The sequence below is a fragment of the Microcystis sp. M090S1 genome (genome assembly GCF_020246295.1).
Taxonomy (GTDB): domain Bacteria; phylum Cyanobacteriota; class Cyanobacteriia; order Cyanobacteriales; family Microcystaceae; genus Microcystis; species Microcystis aeruginosa.
In genome coordinates, this window is record NZ_JADBTF010000063.1 from 1 (window position 1) to 3,587 (window position 3,587).

The 3,587-nt window shown below is 43.7% G+C and carries 6 protein-coding genes and 1 tRNA gene; 2 read left to right on the forward strand and 5 right to left on the reverse strand.

Going from position 1 to position 3,587, the window contains the following annotated elements:
• Nucleotides 1-343 precede the first annotated feature (343 nt).
• The 3 genes from IM477_RS02675 to ndhL are packed head-to-tail and all read right to left on the reverse strand — an operon-like array spanning nt 344 to nt 1,341.
• Nucleotides 344-772 carry an ATP-dependent zinc protease family protein gene (locus IM477_RS02675; RefSeq protein ID WP_287730443.1) on the reverse strand — a complete coding sequence of 143 codons (429 nt, stop codon included), beginning with the start codon at nt 770-772 and terminating at the stop codon, nt 344-346.
• Between the two features lie 4 nt (nt 773-776).
• Nucleotides 777-1,082, reverse strand: a complete 306-nt coding sequence (locus IM477_RS02680; protein WP_002763321.1) for a DUF3007 family protein — start codon at nt 1,080-1,082, stop codon at nt 777-779.
• Between the two features lie 19 nt (nt 1,083-1,101).
• On the reverse strand, nt 1,102-1,341 hold the full coding sequence (ndhL, locus tag IM477_RS02685; protein ID WP_287730444.1) for an NAD(P)H-quinone oxidoreductase subunit L: 240 nt from the start codon (nt 1,339-1,341) through the stop codon (nt 1,102-1,104).
• A gap of 172 nt (nt 1,342-1,513) precedes the next feature.
• Between ndhL and IM477_RS02690 the strand changes: the two genes are divergently transcribed.
• Nucleotides 1,514-1,599, forward strand: a tRNA-Leu gene (locus tag IM477_RS02690).
• Between the two features lie 87 nt (nt 1,600-1,686).
• Here IM477_RS02690 and IM477_RS02695 read toward each other — a convergent pair.
• On the reverse strand, nt 1,687-2,325 hold the full coding sequence (locus IM477_RS02695) for an HAD-IA family hydrolase (RefSeq protein ID WP_287730445.1): 639 nt from the start codon (nt 2,323-2,325) through the stop codon (nt 1,687-1,689).
• The gene (queG, locus tag IM477_RS02700; RefSeq protein ID WP_287730446.1) at nt 2,315-3,262 is read right to left on the reverse strand and encodes a tRNA epoxyqueuosine(34) reductase QueG; all 948 of its coding nucleotides are present in this window, start codon (nt 3,260-3,262) and stop codon (nt 2,315-2,317) included. Before queG ends, IM477_RS02695 begins: the two co-directional genes overlap by 11 nt.
• Before the next feature lie 86 nt (nt 3,263-3,348).
• Between queG and IM477_RS02705 the strand changes: the two genes are divergently transcribed.
• On the forward strand, nt 3,349-3,468 hold the full coding sequence (locus tag IM477_RS02705) for an orange carotenoid protein N-terminal domain-containing protein (RefSeq protein WP_287730447.1): 120 nt from the start codon (nt 3,349-3,351) through the stop codon (nt 3,466-3,468).
• Nucleotides 3,469-3,587: the final 119 nt, after the last annotated feature.

A 3,587-nucleotide genomic window follows, 5' to 3' on the forward strand; every position in this document is an offset into this window, starting at 1 on the left:
GAAGGTCTTAATCCTATATTCTTGCACTAACATCGGATTTTAACAGGTCAAAAGCCTTATTTTAAAAGGGTTTTACCATTATTCAGCAAACCCTAAATAGGGTTTGCGGCAAAAAGTTTTTCGTGGGGGCAGGGTGTAGCCCCCCAACCCCCCCGACATCGGGGGGGCAGGGGGGTGTAGGGTTTTACCGATTTTGAGGTAGTCAGTTACCTAATTTTCAGGGAAAAAGTCCCGGAATTTTACCCCCGATCACTCCAATGTCCGGCACTTTTTGAGGAAAAAAAAGTCTAAAAGCCTTATCCAACAAGGTTTTTAGATTTATTCAGCCAGCCCTAAATATAACTTAACTCAGTAAAAAAGACTTATTCGGATGGACAAGAAAGCCTTTTTTTAGGGCCTCTCGTCCTAATAACATCCGAAAACCCATGACATCGCGATTAGTCAAGGTTAATTCGATCGGCCATTGACGACCGCCAAGCAATACACTTGTTCTGATAACGGGACGTAGTTGACTTTGACCACCGGAATTTTTTACCTGTCGCCATTCGAGGATTTCTGCGGTGGTGGTGACAGTGTGGTGACTATCTTTTTGGTAGGGATGAACTTGAAAGCGCAGCCAATTGCGATCGCCATCTCGAAAAGGATGCAGATGAAAAGCGTGTAGGGCCGAGGAGCGAGCGCCTGTATCAATCTTGGCCTTTATTTTGGTAATGCCTAAATCGGGTAAATCCAGCCATTCTCGCCAACCGATGATGATTTTATCGGGTTTCATCCGTCTATTTAGTTTTTTCTTCTTCAATTTCCCGCTGCATTTGGGCGATTTCCTCGGGAGTCATCGCTTCCAGGCGTTTTTTAAAGACGGCATCTTCGTAATCTTTGCGCTGTTTGCCGTAGGTCATATTATCGGTGGCGACTCGAAACAGATAGGTAAAAATCCAACCGATGACACCACCCACCAACACCGCTTGACTCCAAATTCCCGCCGAAGCACTATCTAAACCAGTTTTTTGCAGGATAATGTAGAGGATGCCGCCCATAGCGAACATCCCTATACCGATCCCGATGACATCAATGCGTCTCATGGGTTTTTTTGGTGATAACTTAAGCTTTTAGGGTACGACGTTGGGGACGGAAGTTAAGGAAAGGACTTAACAACAGCATCCCGGGGAAGAAAAAGCTCATCAGAAAGTACATAAACCCTCTTTCCCAAGAAGATGCCACATACCAGCGCGTATTGAGGTAGTAGTAGACAACGGCGGGAATGACGAGCAAATACAAGACACTGAGAGATAGGTAGATCAGGGCGATGATAATGGTTTCTTGCGTCAGAATTGATTGCATAAGGATTGATTTTTCTCAATAGCTGTCGGTGAACGGCAATTCACCTGCTGATTATTTTACCCCCTCTTTCCCCCTTTGCGGCGATCGAATTGGCGGGCTAAAATAATTTACTGAAAATACTCTTGCCAATTAAATTATTTGTGATATGATAAAAAATTGTCGGTTAAATAACGGGGGCGTGGCGGAATGGTAGACGCTACGGACTTAAAATCCGTTGAGCCTTATAAGCTCGTGAGAGTTCGAGTCTCTCTGCCCCCATCGATCGGAGTCTATATTTAAACTGAGTACTGGGTATTTTAGTACAAATGCCCAAACTGCCTTTCCCTGCCCCCAGGAAAAACTTTTTCAGCCAGCCCTATCTAAAATATCCAATAATTCTAGGGGATGATGAATAAGATGATCGGGGTTAAATTGAGTGAGAATTTGAGGGGAATTAAAGCCCCAAGCAACGGCCACCACTTGCACTCGACTTTTTTGGGCAGCAGTAATATCTCTAGTTTCATCGCCGACATAAATCATTTCATCGGGGCAGAATTTATTTTGTCGGATCAGGCGATCGATAATTTTGTGTTTGCCGAATAAAGGCGTTCCCGAATAGATAAAATCAAATAAACTTAAGAGTTGATTATTTGCTAAAAATATAGTGACGTTTTCCTTGGTATTAGAAGTTATTATTCCTAATCTATAGCCTCTTTCTTTAAGAGTGGCGAGGCAGTGATGCCAGCCATGGAAAGGTTTCAGACATTCAATTTGTTTATTTAATTCCCGTTTAACTCGATAGAGTAAAAAAGGGATTTTAACGGGGGAAACTTGGGATTGTTTAATAATTTCTTGGGAACTAAGGTTTTTTAGTCTGGCCAAATCTTCCTCGTTGATGGGTTGATAACCAAAATTTTTAGCCAAACGATTGACAATCTCCACGAAAGTATCGTGGGTATCGGCGATAGTACCATCAAAATCGAACACGACTACTTTAATTGTCATCTTGTGCGGGGTTAGGGGAATGAGCTAAATTAGCTTGGGCATTACGTCGCCACTGCTGGGGTTTAATTCGACGCAGGGCTGACGAGATGAAACGACGATCCCACTCCTCTATAGTTAGATTAGCTAATTCCTCCAACCTTGGCGAGAGGTTTTCGGGACGAGGTTGAAAATCCTCCACGTCGGTAACTTGGGCAAAACGTTGATTCCAAGGACAGACATCTTGACAGATATCGCAGCCGGCTACCCAACCTTGTAAATTCTTGGCAATTTCTGTAGGCAAAGTTACAGCACGATTTTCGATGGTATGGTAAGCAATACAGCGATTAGCATCCACCACAGAGGGACTAACTATTGCTTGGGTGGGACAAGCGCTTAAACAACGGCTACAGGTGCCACAATGGTCACTATGGGGTCGATCGGGTTCTAAAGGTAAATTAGTTAATATTTCTGCTAAAAACACCCAACTACCGTAATTGCGGGTAATTAAGTTACCGTTCTTGGCAATCCAGCCGATCCCTGCTCTTTGCGCCCAAACTTTATCCTGTACCGGTCCTGTATCCACATAGTAACGGGTTTGAATTTGCTCCCCCTGACTTTCTAACCATTGACTGAGGGCTTTTAATTTTTTACTTAATACTTTGTGATAATCCCGTCCCCAAGCATAACGGGAAATTTTGCCATGGTTTTGCTCTGGACTGTGTTGCTGGGGGGTGTAGTAGTTAAGGGCGAGACCAATTAGCGATCGCACTTCTGGCCAAAGAGTTTTGATATCCTGTCGTTTCGGGTTAGTCATCCAATCCATATCAGCGTGATAACCCCGCTCTAACCAGCTTTTTAGATGGGATACCGCCGAGTCTTGGCTGTCCACAGAGGCAATACCGACCCCATGGAAGCCCAACTCTAGCGCTTTTTCTTTGATTTGTGTTTCTGTCAGCATAGAAATATCTTAAGTCAAGTATTTGTAACAATTATTTACAATTATCAATTTATTGAGCCAAATCCCAGGCTGAACAGTTAGAAACCATGCGCGATTTGGTTAAAAAAGTCAGCAATCCGATTACCCGATCCTACGGTATTCTCAGTCTTAACACCAAACTAGCTTTCTGGTATCAATTAGCGGAATTGACATCCTCACCGCCGTAAACGGACGGTGATTCCCAAACCTCACGATTTAGGTTTCTGCTTCTTTCCCGAAGGATTTTTCGCACCTGCCTTAACAGATTTACTCTGTTCTGGTCTTATGGTCGCTCTACAGACTGACA